The organism is Rhodococcus sp. LB1, from assembly GCF_001583455.1.
GTDB classification, from domain to species: Bacteria; Actinomycetota; Actinomycetes; order Mycobacteriales; family Mycobacteriaceae; genus Rhodococcus_F; species Rhodococcus_F opacus.
On sequence record NZ_LTCZ01000169.1, the window covers coordinates 22,672 to 40,345 of the forward strand.

Consider the following 17,674-nt stretch of genomic DNA (forward strand, 5'->3'; position numbering starts at 1 on the left):
TGGGCCAACAACAGACCCGGTCAGGGCGCGCGCACCGATGTGCAGAAGCCTCGGCGCCGACGCTCAGAGTGATTGACGTTCGCCCGCCTTCGATGTCACTGGAGTCAGGATTTTGCCCTGCGCTGCACAGATGACATGTCCCTGCCCCGCCGGCTATCTCGCCCGACCCCAGAACGCCCCCGTCCTCACTGAGAGGACGGGGGCGTTTCGGCGTTCGGAGAATGCCGCTAGAGCGCAGTCCGGTGACGCGGGGGTTCCATGCGCTAGACCCTACCGCTCGAGGATGTAATGCCAGCGTGCCTGTCTGGGGCATCTGGTATCTCTTTAATCTTGCAACAATACAACAGTACGCTGTAAGGTAAAAGTGAAATCAGGCCGGAGGGAAGGGATACGGATTTCTCGCGCTGAGTCGCAGGGCACGGTGCCCTTCCAATACCCCCATTTGGAGACCTATCACGAGCAAGCGCGCGAAGAATGCCGAATAGCATTGGGCGAAGAAGCTTTCCAGGACGGTATTCAGTGCGGTCGACGTATGGAGATCGAAGACGTCGTCGAGCACGCCCTGAGGGAGGAGCCGGCGTGAGGTCCCAGGAACAGAACAGAATCGGCGACCGCGATCGCTGGGGCCGACTTCGTGGCTCTCTTGACCAGGGCCGTGGTCGGGTCCGGGCCGGGAAGTGGGTGTTCGGGTTGCCGTTCGTCGGGGTGGATCCCGTGCCAGCTGTCCACGCCGACACGGGATCCGGGGCTCAGAGCCGGGTGATGTCGAGGTTGCCGTCTTGGAACTGGGTCCGAAGCTGTTTTTTGTCGAATTTGCCGACGCTGGTCTTGGGGACCTCTTCGATGAGGGTCCAGTTCTCGGGCAGTTGCCACTTGGCGACCTTGTCCGACAGGTACTGCTGCAGTTCTGCGACTGTGGTCTCCGCGTCCGGACGGAGTACGACGGCGACGAGGGGGCGTTCGTCCCATTTGTCGTCGGGTATCCCGATCACGGCGGCTTCGGTCACCGCAGGGTGGCCCATGACGGCGTTCTCGAGGTCGACCGAGGAGATCCATTCGCCACCGGACTTGATGATGTCCTTGGTGCGGTCCGACAGGGTGAGGTAGCCGTCGGGGGTGATGGTTCCGACGTCGCCGGTCCGCAGCCACCCGTCGTGGAACTTTTCCGGCGCGTCGATTCCGTAGTAGGAGGTCGTGACCCACGGTCCGCGGACCTCGAGTTCGCCGACGCTGGTGCCGTCGTGGGGGACGAGGTCGTCGTTGTCGTCGACGAGACGCGCCTGAACGGAGACGGGGAACCGGCCCTGCGTGTACCGGTACTTCCACATCTCGTCGCCGGTGGTCCCGGCGGGCGGGCGTGCCACCGACCCGAGTGGCGACGTCTCGGTCATTCCCCATGCGTGGAGGACCGGGACGCCGTGGTCGTGTTCGAACGTGTGCATCAGCGACGGGGGGACGGCGGACCCGCCGATGAGCACCTCCCGCATCGACGAGATGTCCTGGGGGTGCTGTTCGAGGTACAGATGCAGTCCCTGCCAGATGGTCGGCACGGCGGCGGCGAAGGTGGGGCGCTCGGCCGCGATCAATTCGGCGAGCGGCGCCGGTTGCAGAAACCGGTCGGGCATGATCAGCGACGCGCCGATCATGAACGCCGCGTACGGCAGTCCCCATGACATCGCGTGGAACTGCGGGACGACGGTGAGCGCGCGGTCGCCTTGGGTGAGATTCGGGCCGTCGCTGGAGCACACCTGCATCGAGTGCAGGTAGATCGACCGGTGCGAGTACGCGACACCTTTCGGGTCACCGGTGGTGCCCGAGGTGTAGCACATCGCGGCGGCGCTGCGCTCGTCCACTTCGGGCCACTCGAACACCTCCGGTTTGCCTTCGAGCAGTTTCTCGTAGCTGTGCACGTGCACGCCGTCCGGTGCGTCGATGTCGTCGGTCGACGACCCGGTGACGATGAGGTGCTCGACCGTTTTCAGGTGCGGCAACTGCGGCGACAGCAGTGGGATCAGTGACGCGTCGACGATGATCACACGGTCCTCGGCGTGGTTGGCGACGTGGATCAGTTGGTCGGGGAACAGCCGGATGTTGAGGGTGTGCAGGACCGCGCCCATCGACGGCACCGCGAGGTACGCCTCGAGGTGCTCGGCGTTGTTCCACATGAACGTGGCCACCCGCTGATCGCCGTCGATGCCGAGGTCTCGGAGCGCGTGCGCCAGCGCGGCGCAGCGTTTGCCGACCTCCGCGTACGACCGGCGGCGGGCCCCCGACTCGGTCCAGGTCACGACGTCTGCGTCGCCGTGCACGGTGCTGCCGTGCCGGAGCAACTGTGCGATCGACAGTGGGGCGTCGTTCATCGTGCTCAGCATTACGTGTTTCCTTCGTTGTGATGCGGCCCCGCCGTGGGGATCCGGTGGTTGTGATCAGTTCTTTTGAGTTGCCGGATCATCGGGACTTCACGACCATCTGGCCGTCGCGGGTCCAACGGAACAGGTGCAGTATCGCTTGTTCGCCGGTCGGGCGGATACGCATTCGCGAGATGGCGTAATTGTTCTGGGGAACAGTGTGATTGAGGAACAATTTGCCACAGCCGGTCGATGAAGCGGCGTGGTGTCATGCCGAAGCGTACGAGGATGTCTTCCGCACTGGCGCCCCCATACTGTGCCCACATGCTGGCGAACTCGAGGAGGCGCCCGGCCTCGGGGTCGGGATGTGGTGTGCGCGTGCGGTCGGCTCCGGCCGACGCGGCGCGACGGTTGTAGCGCCGGGGGTGATGCCTACGAGTGTTCATGTCTTCTTCCCCTCGAGACCGGGACAGCGGAGACGTTCGTCGGTGTGGGGCGTTCTCGCCGCCGCGTGGAATGCACGTGGGTGCTACTGGTTGTCGCGCAGGCCGTGGGACCGGATCGCACATCGGGTGTGACGGCGCCGCCGCGACGATTCGGGCAGGGGCTGGTTGGCGGCCTCGATGTTCGAGGCAGTCGTTGGCGCAGCCCGTGCGGTTCCGCACGCGAGCGCGACGACTGGCGGTCGCTGCCGTGACCGACGCTGCGATTTATGCGTTCATCAGCGGGTTGGCCCCGTTGACGTCGTACGGTCGGTCCACTCGTGCTGGGACTGCCGGGTTCGCCACCGTTGGCTCGCGGTGAAGATGACGACGAGAGCCGCGATCGTCACGACGGCCACCCAGGCCATCGAACCTGCGGGCGGTGCCGGCGGATTGATCAGTCCGTTGAGGTAGGACCACGCCATGGCCGCTGCACCGATTGCGGCCGCGAGCCAGAGACCGGGACGGAATTCGCGTGCTCGGACGGTCAGCACGATCGCTCCTGCCGCGATGAGAACGTACGGGAGCACCCAGAGGTAGACGATCAGCGTTGCGATCGGGGTGTAGGCCGAGACGATGTCTCCGGTCCAGAAGACCAACCCGGAGACCATCGCGAAGCCGGCGACCGAGAGTGCCCCGATAGCGGCGTACGGGCTGTGGTAGCGCGGATGCACGCGTGCGATGACATCGGGCAAGAGACCGTCCTCGGCGAGCGTCATCGCGAATCGTGCGGCGTAGTTGACGAACCCGATGAGGGAAGCGAATGACGCGACGGCGAGTACCAGATCGGTCGCGGTCGCGACCGACGTGCCCAGACCGGACTGGATGGCCAGGGCTGCGGGCGCGGACATTCCCGCGGCGAGCTGGTCGGAGGCCGCTGCGAGCCCGGGCACCTGCAGGATCGTGACGATCGGGAAGAGGCCACCGAGAACGACGGGGGCCGCCATCACGGCAACCGGGACGTTGCGCAGTGGATCACGGGTTTCGGTCGCCAACACCGCGCAGCTTTCGAATCCGATGAGAAGCGCTGCGCCGACCGCGATTCCTTGCATCGTGTGGCTGAGGCTGAAGTCGGCGAAGACGAACTGGTGCGCCAGATCGAGCCCGGTGTGGTGCGCGCTGGCAACCGTGATGACGACCACCAGTGGCAACGCCAGGACGGCGAGCACTACGGCGATCCTCACCGAGGTACCCAGGCCCCGCAGCGCAATCGCGGCCGCACCTGCAAGCGTGATCGCGAAAATCACGGCCTGTGGCCCGAACTGCAATGCGGTGGTCAGGCCTCGTGAGTACAGGAAACTGCCGACGAAGACGCCGACGAAGGCAACCGCTCCCGTCACGACGGTGATGTATCCGCCCAGGAGAGCGGCGCCGGTCAGATACCGTGCCCGCGGTCCGAACACCTCGGCGATGTACGAGTACAGCGAACCCGTCGCGACATACCGGCGTGCGAACACGATGACCGCGCGGCCGATACACACCACAGCAAGGGTCGCGAGCAGCGAGGATTGCCAGGCCGTGACTCCTGCTGTGGTGAAGACCAGGAACGGCACCAGCGCGAGGGAAACGGCTGGGTAGAACGCCGACAGCGAGAGCGACACAAGCGCTGTGCGGCCCAGGCGCCCGGCCTCGAGATGCGCCGCGGCATCTGCGGGGTCGATATTGTCGGCGGATGTGGAGGTGCTCATTGCCGCTGAGCTCCCTCACCAGGGGCGGACGCATCGTGCTGCGCCTGGCACAGTGGATGCTCTTTCATGAAGCAGTCCTTTGGTCTCGAGAAGTGGGGATCGCCGGGACCTGGTGCGCTACTGGATGAGCAGGTGGGTGTCCGGATCGTCGCGTAAAAGGGAACTGTTCGCAGCGATGACTGCGGTGGTTAGTCCTCGAAGACCATCCGGCTGACCGCCGCTGCGGATGGGGCATGTGGCCGGGGACATTCGACGGGCCGCGGCTCTGACGAACACCGAGCGTTGGCCTCGTCGAATGGCCGTTATTGGTCAGGATTCGATCGACATCGAGCGGGGAACGCCTGGGTCGTCGAGCTGACTCACGAAGTAGAACAGGTTGCCCTCGGGGTCCAGGAAGCCGAGAACGCGCAGTCCCCATTCTGGAAGAGACTCCGGCTCGGATAGCCATGGAACGCTGGAGAGTCGGACGTCGGCGTACAACATGTCGACGTCGTCGACGCGGATGCTGACGTGGTCGAAGCCGGGTCGCACGCCGGAGGCGGAGTCGGAGCGTGGCGTGTCAAGGTCGGCAGCGAACAGTGCGAGCGCGTGATCGCCGAGTCGAACCCGGGTTCCTGCACCGTTCGGAAGTGGGTCGATCTCGAACCCGAAGGTGGTGGCGAAGAAGCCGGCGACCAGGTCCACATCTCTCACCGCGATACCGATGTTGTCGACTCCGTGCAGGGCGAGGCTCGTGTCGTCGGTCACGGCGCCACCCCGAGAAGTAGCCCTCCGTCGATGAGGACGGTCGTTCCCGTGATGTATGCGGCCTCGTCCGAACCTAGGTACGCGACCAGCGCGGCAACCTCCGCGGGGGATCCTTCCCGCCCGAGCGGGACGGTGCGTGTGACTTCGGCCCTGCGTTGTTCGCCGCTGTCGAATACGGCATCGTTGATGGGGGTGTCAATCCAGCCTGGAAGTACCGCGTTGCAGCGGATGCTGTGCCGCGCCTCTTCGCATGCCGTTTGCTTCGCCAGGGACGTAAGGGCGGCCTTCGATGCTGCGTAGGCGGCGACGTCGCGGTCTCCGATGACGGCGGAAATGGAGGAAACCAGGGCGATGGAACCTCCCCGCTCGCGCATGCGGGGCAGGCAGGCTCTGAGAAGGTTGAGTTGCCCACGCAGGTTGACAGCCAACGTCTTGTCCCACACCTCGAGTGAACCTTCAGCGACTGTCCCGGTCTCGAGAATCCCCGCGGCACCGCATACAGCGGCGATTGGTCCAAGTTCGGTGGTGTGGGCCGTGATGGCGGCGGCCACGGCCTCACCGTCGCTGACGTCTACGACCTGCGCAACGGCGACGCCGCCGGATTCAGTGAGTTCGGCCGCGACGTCGTGGACCAGCTCGTTGCGGTCCAGCGCGACGACTGTAGCTCCTTCGGAACTGACGCGTTCGACAACCGCACGTCCGATGCCGCTGGCCGCGCCAGTGACGACAACAACCTTGCCTTCGTAACGATTCATAGGTGCTTTGTTTCCCTGCTTCATTTCTCTTCGCTCGCACACGGCCAAACCCCGGTCTGTGAGGGTCTGCAACCGTCATGCGGGCATGTCTTGGGGGCTGTGAGCGCCGCCGCCGGCAGCGCGACGGGGCGGACTGCGAGCACACCGTTTCGTGGCGGCAATCATCGTCAGTTTTCGGTGCTGGGCGGGGTTTCGGGGACGGAGTCGGAGGGTGTGCTCGACGCCGGGGATGCGATCGCGAGTGTGGCGCGGCGCGCGGCGCGTGCTCCGCTCTCGATCGCGCCGGTCAGCATGCCCGAGAATTGCGGCGCGATGTCGGCGCTGGCGATGAAGAGCGAGCGGAGCGGCTGGTCGAGAATGTCGATGAAGCGCTGCGCCTGTCCCGGGGACATCGAACCATGGCCGCCCAGGGCGTACGGATCGGAGAACCAGTCGTGTCCGACGAAGTCGACGAGTTCGGCCTCGGGAAGTATCTTGCGCAGGGCCTCCGCGATCTGCGCATGACCGCCCGCGCAGGTGACCTCACCAGCGAAGCTGAAGCCGTGCAACAGTTGTCCGTCCTCGAGCATCGAGTGAGTCCCGGCGAGATCGAAGGGCTGAGCGTCGAACGGCGCGAACATGACGACCGACTCCGATACACCTCGCACATGCATCAACAACTGAGTCACCTGAGGAGCGGCCACCCCTTCTCGGGTGGCAGCCTGGTGCGCCTCACTCAGTTCCGGGGTGAACGTGATGGTCTTCCAGACAGCGACAGGAGTCGCCAGCACGACCGCCCGCGCCGTGAGTTCGGACCCGTCCTTGAGGACCACTGTCGCACCGGCGTCGTCGTATTCGATGGCGGTGACAGGCGATGACAATCTGACTTCGAAGTCCGCGTCCGCCACCATCGCATCGATCAGACTCCCCATGCCGCGTTCGAGTCGGTACGACGCGAACAGGGCCATCATTGCCTCGTAGCTCCAGACCCCGTTGCCGAGCCTTTGGAGTACCCAGCCCAGGCTGACGTCCGCGGGAGGCCCGAAGTCTGCCAGGACGGCCCGCAGCATGCTGTCGTCCTGGGGGTCGAGGCGGAGCTCTTGGAAGCGATCCTCGACCGACATGTCATCGAGTAGCGCAAAGCCGGGGTCGGTGTGCACAGCAAAGGGACGCACCAGTGCCTCCCCGAATTTGGGGTCTCCGCAGAAGGCCGTCAAGACTCGTCGAAGACCTTCACTGAACTCCTCGGCCGAGAGCTCCACGATTCCGTCGCTGGCGCCGAGCAACCATCGGTCGGCGGTTGCCAGCCCGCTTTCGACGACGGGGAGTTCGTACCGCATGACCTCGCGCCAGATCGCGGCCTGGAACCAGTGGAAGTACGCACCACCGGTGTCGACCTGCCGTCCAGCCAGCGTCTGCATCGCTGTACGTCCGCCCAGCCGATCGCGCGCTTCGACCAGCAGTGTGCGAACACCCGCCTGCGCCAAATCACGCGCTGCCGTGACGCCGGCAAGTCCACCACCGACAACGATCACATCGATCGGATCCGAAGCCATGAGAATTCCTTCTGTATTGGGGCGCTCGGCCGCTGATCGGCCGGAGCGAGTGATCTGCACCACGGGCCGGAGCGTAATGAGCAAATGAGGTACACGTGTAACAGTTCTGCCCGCCTGGCTCGGGGGATGTTGCGCCGGGTCGGTGCACGGCTGCGGGAGGGGGCTCGACCGCTCGTATGCCCTGGAGCCGGGCACAATCGAGCTCTCTGCCAGGCCAGCGGTAGCGGCGCTTTCCGGCCCGGCCGACGTCGACCTGCGCATACCGGGATTTCAGTAAGGTTGACAGCGGTGTAACAGTTTCTTAGTTTGATGTCTGTGCGGGCAGACGCGAAGGGAAACCGCGCCCGGATCCTCGATACCTACCTCGAGCTCATCCGGCCGCGCAGGTTGGAGCCGACGATTTCCGACGTCGCAGCGGCGGCCGACGTCGCTCGGGTGACGCTGTACCGCCACTTCCCCGACAAGGACGCGTTGCGTCACGCCGCTTTCGTACACGCGCTCGACGAAGCCGATGAACACATCCGTCGCGCGGTAGCCGAACCCGAGCCCGTCGAGCGGGGCCTTGCAGAATTGATCGCGGGGTTGCTCGGGGCCGGTATGCGAATCCACCTCCTGCTCAACGGCCAGGATTACTTCGAACCCGAACTGGTCCATCGGTGGAATACGTGGAAACGACCCATCGTGCGGTTTGTGCAATCCGCGCAGCAGCGCGGTGAGCTGCGCGCCGACCTGCCTTCGGGGTGGCTCGTCGAGATCCTGCTCGCTTTGATTCAAGCAGCTGTCGTCACCCCTGAACATCTGGCCCGCCGCGACACGACCACTGCGGTGCTCGAGACCTTCCTCCACGGCGCCGGCCCGCGACCATCGTGAGCGCCGAAGCAGCGGCGACTTGTGGCGGGCGATCCGTGCGGGCCGGCACGGGGAACGACGACTACCCGATTCACCAGGAGAGATACGTGGTCTTGGTGGTGGTGTAGAAGTCGAGTGCTGCGTCGGATTGTTCGAGGCCGCCGAGCCCCGAGTCGCCCCATCCCACGAACGGCACGTTGTGGTCCAGACCTGTCGTGGGCTGATTGACCATCACCGTTCCCGTGCGGACACGACTCGAGAATGACATCGCCGCGGAAAGGTCGTCGGTGTAGATGGAGGAGACCAATCCGTACCCCAACCTGTTGATGCGAGTGATTGCGTGATCGAGGTCAGGGACCGGAACCACCGAGAGGACGGGGCCGAAGACCTCGTCTCGGTATGCACGTACGTGGTCTGGGGGGTTCAGGAGCGCAACAGGTCGAGGGTAGGTGGGCTCTGGACTGTCCGTGGTCCCGGCGAACCACACAGGTTCTGCGCCGGAATCGGTAGCCTCCGTGACGATCGCAGCGACCCTGTCGGTTGCCGCGGCGGACACCATCGGTCCGATAACGGTGGTCTCGGCGAAGGGGTCGCCGACTCGAAAGGACGACTCCGCCGCACGGTCTCGAAGACGGCAGGTGATCGCACTCGCGATGTCGGCGTGCACCATCAGCAGGCTGGTTGCCGTGCATTTCTGGCCAGCCATTGCGAAGGCGCCGCCCAGGGCGGCGTCCAACGTGGCCTCGAGGTCGGCACCGCGATCGGCGTACAGGACGTTCTTACCGCCCATCTCAGCGAGATAGGGGATGCCGCGCGTTGCTACTCGGTGACCAATGGCCCTGCCCACCCCCGTGGATCCGGTAAAGGACACCGCCGCTACCTCGTCCGCATCGACCAGCATCTCGCCGACCGCGCTTCCGCCGTGGAGGAGGGCGACCAACCCCGATGGAAGGGCAGGTGCGAGCGCTCTGAGCAGCAACTCTGTGGTCCGTCCCGCCATCGGGGATGGCTTGACGATGACCGCGTTGCCCATCGCAAGAGCAGCGGCAAGCTTCAGCACCGTGAGGTTCACCGGGAAGTTCCAGGGCGAGATCACCAGCACCACGCCTCGGGGCAGGCGTGAGGCCACAGCGAGTGTGCTGTGCCGTGCGGTAGGGAACTGCTTTCCTTCGGGACGCAGCGCCGAGCCCGCGTAGAACCGGAGCAGTTTTACGGCGTTCTCGATCTCGCCGCGGGACTCCGCCAAGGTCTTTCCGACTTCCCGGCTCAACTCGGGGGCGATCTCGCCGATCGCGCCCGCGAGGCGGTCCGCCGCGTCGGCCAGGTGGGACGCTCGGATCGCGGGAGGGACAGTGCTCCAGTCATGCTGAGCAGCGCTGGCAGCGTGCAGCGCGCGGCAGACCTGCTCGGAGGTTGCATCCCCGACGATAGTCCCGACTCTGGCCGCGACCGGCGAGGGATGCACTTCGCGAGTGCCGTGGGGTTGCTCCCAGTGGCCGGCGACGAGGTGATGGGCGACGAGCTCGGACATCAGGTGTCCTCCGGATCCATGAGCGGATGGCGGGCCAACAGGTGAACGTCGAAGGTGCTCCACCGCGCGAGCGGAAGGCTCGTCAAGAGTTCGTGAAGTTCCTCCGCTGAGCACACGCGCCACAGCCCCCAATTGGCCGCGCGGCCGGGTACCCGCCACAAGCCGGCGATCATCCCGCGGCGTATGCGCTCCGCGGCTATCTCTCGCTCCCGTGCGACGATGTTGTCCCATTCATGGTCATCGAGTTCGGCCGGCCGCTCGACGATGTGATTCACCAGAAAAGTCAAGGTGCTCATGCTCATCCCCAGTTGGCCCGGAACAACCGGTCCCAGTTGCCGCCCGCGACCTTCGCAAGATCGCTCTCACTGAAGCCGCGCCCGCGCAGGCCATCGATGACCAGCGGAAATCCCGTCGACTGGCCAAACCACTCCGGGAACGGCTGGTACCCGGTGAGCGGGACCATCGAGGTGCGGCTCCAACGACCTTGCCGCCACCAGAGGACCTCCTCATCGGCCTGGCCGATGTAGAAATCCGAGCCAAATCCGACGTGGTCGATACCAATGTTCTCGACGGTCCACTCCACCATGTCGCAGAAGTCGTCGAGCGAGCAGTTGATGCCGTTGGGCGCGATTCGCGGGTACATGCTCAGACCGACGACCCCGCCCTGCTGTGCCAGCGCTGTGAGCAGCGGCAAGGACTTGTTTCGGACAGCCAGCTCGACATTCTCGCCGACGGCATCGATCGGATTGGCGTGGGTGATCGCCACCGGCTTCGACGACACATCCAGCGCGTCGAAACACGTCCGCTCGTTGCTGTGGGAGACGTCGACCACCATCCCGGCAGCGTTCATCTCACGAATCAGGTTGACGCCGTAGGTCCGCGATAGGCCGTTGTGGGGATCTTCCCAACATCCCGATCCCGCAGCGTTCATCGTGTTGTATGTCAGCTGGGCGATCCGAACCCCGGCTTCGTGGAAACCCTCGACGAGGTCGAGGTCGGCCTCGAAAGGTGAGGAGTTCTGGAAGCCGAGAATCACTGCCGTCCGATTGGTCCGCTGCGCTTGATGGACGTCGTCCATGGTGCGCGCGAGCGTGATCAGATCCGCGTTCTCCGCGAGACGGGCCTGCCACTTGCCGATCTCGCGGAGGGTCTCGGTCGAGTCTTCCCAAATCGCGACGGTTACGTGAACCGCGTCGATCTCGCCCTTGCGCCATTCCTCGAACCGCTCGCGGGTCGGGACGCTGAACTGGAGCGCGTCGATCGTGAGCATTGATTTTCCTCTCAGTCATACAGTGAAAGCGTGCACGTGATACGAGCTGCGCTGACGCGCAGCAGTTTTGCGATCAGGAGCCAGTCGACAACACCGAACCCGCGGGCGCGTGTGCCCCGTCAAGCCTGAAGGCGGCGTTACGCCCGCTCAGTCCCGACACATAGTTGGCCGGCCAAGTTCCTGTGCTGCAAAGGAAGAGACCGCTGATCGGTGTGGTGTAGTCGGAAGCGCCAGGAAAGGGCCTCCACTGGAACATCCGAGACGGGATGACGTCGCCGTGAAGCGCATTGCCCCCGCGCATGCCGAAGGTCGTCTCGAAGTCCTGCGGCGTCGCGACTCTGTAGTCGACCAGGATGTCGGGCAGGTTCGGGACGAGCTTGGTCAAGTGGCTGATGACGTGCCGGCCCCAGGCATCGGAGTCGCTGGCGGTCCAGTCCCCGGTGGTAAGACGGCGGGGCGCGTACGAGACGGACAGACTCATGAGGTGCCGGCCTGGATCGTTGAGGCTGTCATCGAAAGTGGTCTGGGTCAGACCGTAGATGATCGGGTCACCGGACCACTCGCCCGCCTGAGCGCGACGGAACGCGTCGTCCATGGAGTCGATGTCGCCGCCGGCGCGGAACCCGCACCGTGTCATCAGCTCGTTCTCGGCTCGAGATCGCGCCGCCGCGAACTGGGGCACGCCATCGAGTCCGAGGTAGACCTTGCCCAAGCAGCCGTCCATGCTGGTGTTCTCGAGAGCGCGGCGCAGGTCGTCGGCCAGATGCCCTTCGGGCACGAGGTCGAGCATGGTGGTCATGGGGTCGATCGCGGACATGACCGCTTCCGCTGGAAACTCCCTCCCATCCCGTGTGACCACTCCCGTCACTCGCCCGCGGTCGTCGAGGGTGATGGTGGCCACGGGCGCCTCCAGCACGATCTCCGCACCGGACGAGACCGCCGACGCTGCGATCGCCTGGGTGAGTGCACCCATGCCGCCACGGGGGGTTCGGCGCGCGAACTCGGCGGTCAACTGGACCTTCCTGCGCGTGCGCGCAGCCGTCGACTCTCGGTACAGCGGGCGTTGCAACAGCTGGTATCCGCTACCAGGCGTGCTGGGACCGATGAAGTTCCCGGTCGCGGCGAGCATGGCGAGCGATGCCTGCACTTGCCACGAACGAAGTCCCCCACGCGCAATGTCAGTGGCCGATCCCAAAAGGATCCGACCCAACAGATCCTCTTGCCGGCCAGGCTTCACCCGCGCGAAGAGGGTGGACAGGTGCGGCGGGGGATCGTAGAACGAAACATCGAGTGTGCGTGCGAGCGCGTTGATCTCGTCAAGTAACGCGGAATAGCGTTCAGCTTCTCCGTCGCCGAACGCGTCGAACTCCGCTGCACTGGCCGCGCGATCGGGGAAGGTGATGATGCGTTGGGCGTCAGGCAACAGGACCATGCTCGACGGGCCAACCAGCTCGATCCACTCGAGCCCATGTCGTTCGAGCTCGAGATCGTCGATCACGAGGGGGTCGAAATTGTGTGGGGTGTTCGAACCGAGATTGCCGCGGAAGCCGGGGACGACCTCCGCCGTCTGGCAGACCCCGCCGACGCCATCACTGCCTTCGAGAACCGTGACATCGTGCCCGAAGCGCGACAGGTATGCCGCAGCAACAAGCCCGTTGTGCCCAGCTCCGATCACTACGACCCGCACGAGCGCACCCCCACGCGTCGGGCCTGCGCCGAGTCGCTGAACATCACTCGAGCTCTCGCTCGGATCTTGCCCGGCGCAGTCGTCTGCGGCTCGTCGACGAATGCAACGGTGCGGGGGTACTTGTGGTGGGCCATCTGCTCTTCGAGCAGGAACGAGAGGTTCTGCATGGTGGTCTTCCGGAAGGTGTTGGTCGGGGCCAAGCGGGAAGGAGGTTGCCGGTCCGCCTGGACCCGGACGTCGGTAATCACACGTAGATGGACTTGATCTCCCAGTGCGCAGCGAGCGCCTCGGGCCCGAGCTCGCGACCGACGCCGCTTGCCTTCACGCCGCCGAACGGCGCCGCCATGTCTGGGAGGTAGCGGTTCACGCCGATGGTGCCCGTACGGACTCGGCGCGCAATCGCCTGACCCCGCTGGGAGTCCGCGGTCCACACCGAACCGCCGAGCCCGTAGTCGGACTCGTTCGCGATTCGCACCGCGTCCTCGTCGTTTTCGTAGGCGATAACCGAGAGGACCGGACCGAAGATTTCCTCTTGCGCGATGGTGGAGGAGTTGTCGACGTCGGCGAAGACGGTGGGCTCGACGAACCACCCCCGCGTCCTCTCTGCCGGGCGGCCGCCGCCCACGGTGACCCGGGCACCTTCGGCCTTGCCTTTGGCGATGTACCCCTCCACGCGATCGCGGTGTGCCGCCGTGCTCATCGGCCCGATCTGGGTGGCCGGATCGAGCGCATCTCCGACGGTCATCGAACCTGCCAGCGTGGACACGGCGTCCACGACCTCGTCGTATCGCGACCGCGGGGCCAGGATGCGGCTGTTGAGGAAGCAGGTCTGACCATTGTTGAGCAGGCACGCCGTGAAAAGCGCCTCACCGATCTTCGTGAGGTCCAGGTCCACATCGTCGAGGAACAACGCAGCCGACTTGCCGCCAAGCTCGAGGGTCACAGGTCGGAGCAGTCGTCCACAGGTCTCGCCGATCGAGCGGCCGGCCGCGGTCGACCCGGTGAACGTGACCTTGTCGACGCCCGGGTGAGAGACCAGGTACGCGCCGACTGTGCGTCCCGCCGGGACGATGTTCACCGTGCCGGGCGGGATGCCGGCAGCGGTAACGGCATCGGCGAGGAGGTAGGCGTCCAGGACCGTCTCGGGCGAGGGCTTGAGCACGATGGTGCAGCCCGCCGCGAGCGCGGGGCCGATCTTCCAGGCTGTCAATGCCTGCGGGAAGTTCCACGGCACGATCGCGGCGACCACGCCGATGGGGCTGCGCTGCACCAGGGTGTCGCCCATACCCAGGAAGCCCGGGCGCCGTTCTTCGGTCTCAGCGCTAGCGGCGAGCCCCGCGTAGTAGCGCAGGACGGCAGAGGGATAGTTCGTCTCCAGTTGACTCGACACCGAGATCGGCATCCCGTTCTGGCTGGAGACTGCCGACGCGATCTCGCCCTGCCGAGCGTCCAGCTCGTCGGCGAGGCTGTGCAGCGCGTCGGCTCGCTGCTGTGGGGTGTAACCGCCCCAACCACTCGGGTCCTCGAGTGCTCGACGTGCGGCGGCCACAGCCGCGTCGACGTCTGCCTTGGTCCCCTCGGGTGTTCGGCCGATTACTTCCTCGGTGCTCGGGTTGATGATCGTGATGGTCTCTGTCCCCTTCGGGGCAGCCCACCCGCCGTCGATGAAGAAACTGTCTCGTGCGTTGAACACGTTGTACTCCCTGGTGATTCGATGGCTTAACACGTGTGCGACTGGTGGGTCCAGCTCGGAGAAGGCCCAGCGCGCGGAACGTCGCGCGACTGTCGGCGGCTCGGGTCCGGCACCGGGCAGCCCAGCGTCCTTGGCGGCCTCATCGCCGGCGAACAGGTCGGGTCAGGGCGGGGCCCACTTGTGACGAAGCGTCGTTCGGTCGGCTCGTTTCCGAGGCCTCAGCGAAGGCCGGGGGCAAGTGCCTCCCAGACCTGACGCTGGAACGCGCTGACCACCGCCTCGGGCCCCGCCATCGTCGGTCCAGCCTCGTAGAAACCGGATTCGAGGCCGCGCTGGACGCCCTCCATGATCACCTTGTCTTCTGCGCCGCCGTCATACATCAGCAGCTTGTAGAGGGCGTCGACCTCGTCTTCCGGCAGCCCCGGACGCTTGTACCCCCAGTACGCGAGGCGTGTCGACCGCGGCCCTGTCGGATCCAGGCGCATCAGGTGGTCGCCGATGGCTCCGGTCAGGATCAACGCGTTCGGCCAGACGAAGAACTGCGCGAACCCGTATGGGCTGCCGGCGTACTCAGCGGTCCTCGGCTCGAACTTCGGCTTCATCGATTTCCGTAGAGGCAGGCCCGCAGCGAGACCGAACTTCCCGTCCTGTGTGAGCGCCCAGTCGGGCTTGCCGACCTCGAGCGCGGCCGCGAAGGTGCCGGGGTGGGTCGGGCCGCAGTGGTAGCACTCGGCGAAGTTCTCGGCGACGACTTTCCAGTTCGCATCGACGCTGTAGTCCCCGGTGTGCTCGGCGATGGGCTCCAGGCCGCTTTGAGGGTTGGAGAACGGGAAGTCGTAGCCGGCTTCGGTCATGAGCTGCGCCAACTCTCCGACCTGCTCGCCCAAAGTTTCCTGGGGCTCGAGAGCGACGAACACAATTCCCGCGAACGTGCCGATCGGGAGGGGACGCAGGCCGAGCGTTTCCAAGGGCGGGAGATTGCCCTCTGCGAACTTGGGAACGGCAGTGAGACGTCCATCGAGCGCGAAGGCCCACCCGTGGTAGCCGCATCGCATGTGGTGGCAGGTCCCTGCCGCCTCGTCCATGATCGGGTTCGCTCTGTGGGTACAAATGTTCACGAAGGCATGCAGGACCCGATCCTTGTCACGCACGACGACCACCGGCACCGACGCGATCTCTGTTGTCACGTATTGACCCGGCTCACGCACATCCAGTTCTGCGCAGACCATTTGCCACGCGTGCCTGAAGATCAGACTTTCCTCGAGCCGTCGGATGGACGCGTCAGTGTAAAAGGCAGGCGGGAGCACCTTTCCGGCCTCGAGCTGCCGATCCACATCCACCGGGTCGAACAGCTGTGTCGGGGTTACCGCATCGACGGTTGCCATGGGTCGTTCCTTCCAATCGGATTCGGACGAATGACCGAAGCGTAGGAAGCAAATGGGATACACGTGTAACACTTGCGGATGGCGATATAGGCCGCCAATCGTGGATGGACTGCTTCTATGCCCGGCGCCAAGACGGAACCCGCACCACCACCCGCGCGGCCGCAGTGGGCGATGAGGCCCGGCGACGCGGCATAGCCATCACGGCCCGGGCGTCGGGTTTCCTCGGCGCGCCCGGGTATCGCCTGCCAACTCGGCTTTTGCGTCGACGCCTCACCAACACTTGCAACATAACAGCGTCACGCTGTAAGGTAGTGCTCGAAGGTGAAACTCGCCAAGGGGAGACGGTGCGAAATGACGCAGGCGGCAGATTTGAATACACGTCCGATCGAGTTCGCGAAGGGAGACCTGGTCGCGTGGACCGTGCGTCCTGGTGTCTACACCGTGGTCACGCGGTCGCGGGCGTCGGTGGTCCTGCTGCCAGTGGTGCCCGAGCCGTACGCCACGCCTGACGGCGGATGGATCACCCATCCGTCCAAATTGCGCCCCGTCGACTTCGTCGAGGTCGGACGCGCCGCACACGCGGAGGGGGAGACCCTTTCTCCGGCCCTGAGTGCGGTAGTGCGCCGCGCTCTCGAAGGCCTGACCGTCGGCGACGGGCTCGGTCGCAGGATCATGTCCGACTTCGTCGACGGATGGACGGCCGCGAGCCTCGCCGAGCGCTGAACAGCGATGCCAGTAATGCCAGCAATCTAGGGGGAATCATGACCGATCAACTCGTGCAGGGCCGCAATGTGTTGGACCTGCGCCCCGGCGACGTCGTGCGCGAACGCAATGCCGACTGGCCAGAGCCCTTCACCGCGGGCGAGTTCTACGACTATACCGTCGCTGAAATCGACCGCGTCAACACCGCCACTGTGCACGTCGCCAACGTCACCGACGGATTCCCTGCCGCCGTGTCCTACAGCCCCGACCAGTGGGTGACCGTCGTCGAGGAGGTGAAGGCATCCCGATGACCCCGAACTGCATGTCGGAGGGTGCCGTCACGATGGCCACCGAGGAGGAGACGATGACCGCAGCAGAGAACGGCCCCCGGGAATGGGCGACGCGCATGCTTGCCCCGGGCCATGCGGTCATCCTCGATACAGTTATCTGTGCACGTGTGTGTCTCACAGTCCTTGAGTCGCGTGTGTTCCCGAAGCAGCGCCCGTCAAGTGCTGCGCGCCCCGATTGGTTTGCCGCACTGGCGATTCCATCATCACACTCGTTAGTGAGGTGAGTAAACATTTCCGTACCGTCTCGTAGAATATCGCAGGTCAGCACACTTCGCGGTGTCGGTAGGTGCGGTGACCTGGATCAGACGGTCCTTGTTGTGACTCCGTTGCGCCGAACAGGCCGGGATGCTCGTTGCGGTGCCGCCGGGTAGCCGTACTCCCTCAGTTTTTCCACGCAGAAGGCACGCATCCCCTGACATTCCGTTGCTTCGACGCCGTGGGTCAGTGGGCGACTGAGAAGTGCGAGCACTCGTTGATAGAACGTGGCAGCGGTGACGCCGAATTCGGGCAGGATTTGATCGTCGTTGCCACCGTAGGGTTGCCAGGTCCTTGCGAAGGCCAGCATGTCCCTCTCGTGTATGTCCATATCGTCTCGATCTTCCGGTTGCGGAGCGCTCTACTTGCCGCGGATTGCGTCGAAGACCTTGGGGTC

General features: G+C 65.1%; 16 protein-coding genes. 3 read left to right on the forward strand and 13 right to left on the reverse strand.

Translation table 11 applies throughout. From position 1 onward, the window contains the following. Positions 1–749: 749 nt before the first annotated feature. The 5 genes from AZG88_RS22855 to AZG88_RS22875 form a co-directional block, all read right to left on the reverse strand. Complete coding sequence (locus AZG88_RS22855; RefSeq protein ID WP_061699206.1) at positions 750–2,372, reverse strand: long-chain fatty acid--CoA ligase; 1,623 nt, start codon at positions 2,370–2,372, stop codon at positions 750–752. A 697-nt stretch (positions 2,373–3,069) separates the two neighbouring features. Then, a complete protein-coding gene (locus AZG88_RS22860; RefSeq protein WP_061699209.1) occupies positions 3,070–4,518 on the reverse strand; it encodes an APC family permease in 1,449 nt (482 codons plus the stop codon). A 309-nt stretch (positions 4,519–4,827) separates the two neighbouring features. Next, a complete protein-coding gene (locus tag AZG88_RS22865; protein ID WP_061699210.1) occupies positions 4,828–5,265 on the reverse strand; it encodes a VOC family protein in 438 nt (145 codons plus the stop codon). After that, positions 5,262–6,020 (reverse strand): SDR family NAD(P)-dependent oxidoreductase, encoded by a 759-nt coding sequence (locus tag AZG88_RS22870; RefSeq protein ID WP_061699212.1) that lies wholly within the window; start codon positions 6,018–6,020, stop codon positions 5,262–5,264. Before AZG88_RS22870 ends, AZG88_RS22865 begins: the two co-directional genes overlap by 4 nt. 167 nt (positions 6,021–6,187) lie before the next feature. Next, complete coding sequence (locus tag AZG88_RS22875; protein WP_061699214.1) at positions 6,188–7,555, reverse strand: flavin monoamine oxidase family protein; 1,368 nt, start codon at positions 7,553–7,555, stop codon at positions 6,188–6,190. Between the two features lie 309 nt (positions 7,556–7,864). On the opposite strand from AZG88_RS22875, the gene AZG88_RS22880 reads away from it, so the two are divergent. Next, on the forward strand, positions 7,865–8,425 hold the full coding sequence (locus AZG88_RS22880) for a TetR/AcrR family transcriptional regulator (protein WP_061699215.1): 561 nt from the start codon (positions 7,865–7,867) through the stop codon (positions 8,423–8,425). A gap of 70 nt (positions 8,426–8,495) precedes the next feature. On the opposite strand, the gene AZG88_RS22885 is transcribed toward AZG88_RS22880, so the two are convergent. The 7 genes from AZG88_RS22885 to AZG88_RS22915 form a co-directional block, all read right to left on the reverse strand. Then, entirely contained in the window at positions 8,496–9,935 is a 1,440-nt protein-coding gene (locus tag AZG88_RS22885) for an aldehyde dehydrogenase family protein (protein WP_061699218.1), read from the reverse strand. Then, positions 9,935–10,231, reverse strand: coding sequence for a muconolactone Delta-isomerase (locus tag AZG88_RS22890; RefSeq protein ID WP_061699221.1), 297 nt, complete (start codon positions 10,229–10,231; stop codon positions 9,935–9,937). The genes AZG88_RS22885 and AZG88_RS22890 overlap by 1 nt, the downstream gene beginning before the upstream one ends. 2 nt (positions 10,232–10,233) lie before the next feature. Beyond that, positions 10,234–11,205 (reverse strand): dipeptidase, encoded by a 972-nt coding sequence (locus tag AZG88_RS22895; protein ID WP_061699223.1) that lies wholly within the window; start codon positions 11,203–11,205, stop codon positions 10,234–10,236. Between the two features lie 73 nt (positions 11,206–11,278). Further along, positions 11,279–12,892 carry a phytoene desaturase family protein gene (locus tag AZG88_RS22900; protein ID WP_197487909.1) on the reverse strand — a complete coding sequence of 538 codons (1,614 nt, stop codon included), beginning with the start codon at positions 12,890–12,892 and terminating at the stop codon, positions 11,279–11,281. Further along, positions 12,880–13,140 (reverse strand): hypothetical protein, encoded by a 261-nt coding sequence (locus AZG88_RS52780; protein WP_061699228.1) that lies wholly within the window; start codon positions 13,138–13,140, stop codon positions 12,880–12,882. The genes AZG88_RS22900 and AZG88_RS52780 overlap by 13 nt, the downstream gene beginning before the upstream one ends. Further along, a complete protein-coding gene (locus tag AZG88_RS22910) occupies positions 13,137–14,585 on the reverse strand; it encodes an aldehyde dehydrogenase (RefSeq protein WP_156517584.1) in 1,449 nt (482 codons plus the stop codon). Before AZG88_RS22910 ends, AZG88_RS52780 begins: the two co-directional genes overlap by 4 nt. A gap of 218 nt (positions 14,586–14,803) precedes the next feature. Beyond that, entirely contained in the window at positions 14,804–15,970 is a 1,167-nt protein-coding gene (locus AZG88_RS22915; RefSeq protein WP_061699230.1) for an aromatic ring-hydroxylating oxygenase subunit alpha, read from the reverse strand. Positions 15,971–16,339: 369 nt separating this feature from the next. On the opposite strand from AZG88_RS22915, the gene AZG88_RS22920 reads away from it, so the two are divergent. Together AZG88_RS22920 and AZG88_RS22925 are read left to right on the forward strand one after the other, a co-directional pair. Next, a complete protein-coding gene (locus AZG88_RS22920) occupies positions 16,340–16,693 on the forward strand; it encodes a hypothetical protein (RefSeq protein WP_231914141.1) in 354 nt (117 codons plus the stop codon). 38 nt (positions 16,694–16,731) lie between these two features. Further along, entirely contained in the window at positions 16,732–16,983 is a 252-nt protein-coding gene (locus AZG88_RS22925; protein ID WP_061699236.1) for a hypothetical protein, read from the forward strand. A 340-nt stretch (positions 16,984–17,323) separates the two neighbouring features. Here the strand turns inward: AZG88_RS22925 and AZG88_RS55665 are convergent, their stop codons facing one another. Beyond that, positions 17,324–17,608 carry a DUF3263 domain-containing protein gene (locus AZG88_RS55665; RefSeq protein WP_061699238.1) on the reverse strand — a complete coding sequence of 95 codons (285 nt, stop codon included), beginning with the start codon at positions 17,606–17,608 and terminating at the stop codon, positions 17,324–17,326. Positions 17,609–17,674: the final 66 nt, after the last annotated feature.

What these genes read in the sequence shown, in the direction of transcription:
- AZG88_RS22855 (WP_061699206.1), bottom strand. Translation starts at nt 2,372, where the DNA reads ATGCTGAGCACGATGAACGACGCCCCACTGTCGATCGCACAGTTGCTC.
- AZG88_RS22860 (WP_061699209.1), bottom strand. Translation starts at nt 4,518, where the DNA reads ATGAGCACCTCCACATCCGCCGACAATATCGACCCCGCAGATGCCGCG.
- AZG88_RS22870 (WP_061699212.1), bottom strand. Translation starts at nt 6,020, where the DNA reads ATGAATCGTTACGAAGGCAAGGTTGTTGTCGTCACTGGCGCGGCCAGC.
- AZG88_RS22875 (WP_061699214.1), bottom strand. Translation starts at nt 7,555, where the DNA reads ATGGCTTCGGATCCGATCGATGTGATCGTTGTCGGTGGTGGACTTGCC.
- AZG88_RS22880 (WP_061699215.1), top strand. Translation starts at nt 7,865, where the DNA reads ATGTCTGTGCGGGCAGACGCGAAGGGAAACCGCGCCCGGATCCTCGAT.
- AZG88_RS22885 (WP_061699218.1), bottom strand. Translation starts at nt 9,935, where the DNA reads ATGTCCGAGCTCGTCGCCCATCACCTCGTCGCCGGCCACTGGGAGCAA.
- AZG88_RS22890 (WP_061699221.1), bottom strand. Translation starts at nt 10,231, where the DNA reads ATGAGCACCTTGACTTTTCTGGTGAATCACATCGTCGAGCGGCCGGCC.
- AZG88_RS22895 (WP_061699223.1), bottom strand. Translation starts at nt 11,205, where the DNA reads ATGCTCACGATCGACGCGCTCCAGTTCAGCGTCCCGACCCGCGAGCGG.
- AZG88_RS22915 (WP_061699230.1), bottom strand. Translation starts at nt 15,970, where the DNA reads ATGGCAACCGTCGATGCGGTAACCCCGACACAGCTGTTCGACCCGGTG.
- AZG88_RS22925 (WP_061699236.1), top strand. Translation starts at nt 16,732, where the DNA reads ATGACCGATCAACTCGTGCAGGGCCGCAATGTGTTGGACCTGCGCCCC.
- AZG88_RS55665 (WP_061699238.1), bottom strand. Translation starts at nt 17,608, where the DNA reads ATGGACATACACGAGAGGGACATGCTGGCCTTCGCAAGGACCTGGCAA.